Source organism: Gammaproteobacteria bacterium (genome assembly GCA_019911805.1).
Taxonomy (GTDB): domain Bacteria; phylum Pseudomonadota; class Gammaproteobacteria; order Thiohalobacterales; family Thiohalobacteraceae; genus JAHJQQ01.
On sequence record JAIOJV010000043.1, the window covers coordinates 1 to 1,083 of the forward strand.

1 pseudogene and 1 other annotated feature are annotated in these 1,083 nt (G+C 63.4%); the pseudogene reads left to right on the forward strand.

Annotation, left to right across the window (positions count from 1 at the left end):
- Positions 1–51 precede the first annotated feature (51 nt).
- Positions 52–1,083 (forward strand): annotated as a pseudogene (locus K8I04_04310) (IS3 family transposase).
- Positions 330–446, forward strand: a sequence feature (AL1L pseudoknot). Its footprint overlaps the pseudogene before it by 117 nt.

A 1,083-nucleotide genomic window follows, 5' to 3' on the forward strand; every position in this document is an offset into this window, starting at 1 on the left:
ATGAACCGCCCCGGGTTTTGAGGAGGCTCCAACACTTGAGAAGATGGAGCTATGACCAAGTCAAACAAGTTCTCACCCGAGGTCCGCGAGCGCGCCGTGCGCATGGTGCAGGAGCATCGAGCCGACTACCCATCGCTGTGGGCAGCCATTGAATCGATTGCCCCCAAGATTGGCTGTGTGCCGCAGACCCTCCACGAATGGGTCAAGAAGGCCGAGGTCGACAGCGGCCAGCGTGCCGGCACCACCAGTTCGGATGCCCAGCGCATCAAGGAACTGGAACGTGAGGTCAAAGAGCTGCGCCGGGCCAATGACATCCTGAAGACGGCCAGCGCGTTTTTTGCGCAGGCGGAGCTCGACCGCCGACTCAAGTCGTGAATGCCTACATCGACCGTCATCGTGACGACTACGGGGTCGAGCCCATCTGCCGGGTGTTGCAGATGGCCCCGTCGTGTTACTGGCGCCATGCAGCCCGGCAACGCAACCCCCAATTGCGCAGTGCACGCGCCCAGCGTGACGAGGCTTTGAAAGCCGATATCCAGCGCGTGTGGCACGCCAACTGGCAGGTCTACGGGGCCGACAAGGTCTGGCTGCAGATGAACCGCGAGGGCATCCCGGTGGCACGTTGTACCGTGGAGCGACTGATGCGTGCCATGGGCTTGCAAGGGGCTCGCCGTGGCAGGGCGGTGCGCACCACCACGCCAGACACCTCCGCACCGTGCCCTCTGGACCACGTCAACCGGCAATTCAAGGCCAGCCGACCCAATGAGCTGTGGGTGTCGGACTTCACCTACGTCTCCACCTGGCAGGGTTGGCTGTACGTGGCCTTCGTGGTGGACGTGTATGCCCGGCGCATCGTGGGCTGGCGGGTCAGCAGCAGCATGCAGACGGACTTTGTGCTGGATGCGCTGGAGCAGGCCTTGTACGACCGCCAGCCTGTGGCTGATGCCTTGACGCACCATTCCGACAGGGGCAGTCAGTACGTTTCCATCCGCTATACCGAGCGCCTGGACCAGGCGGGCATACGGCCTTCGGTGGGCAGCCGGGGCGACAGTTACGACAACGCACTGGCCGAGACCATCAACG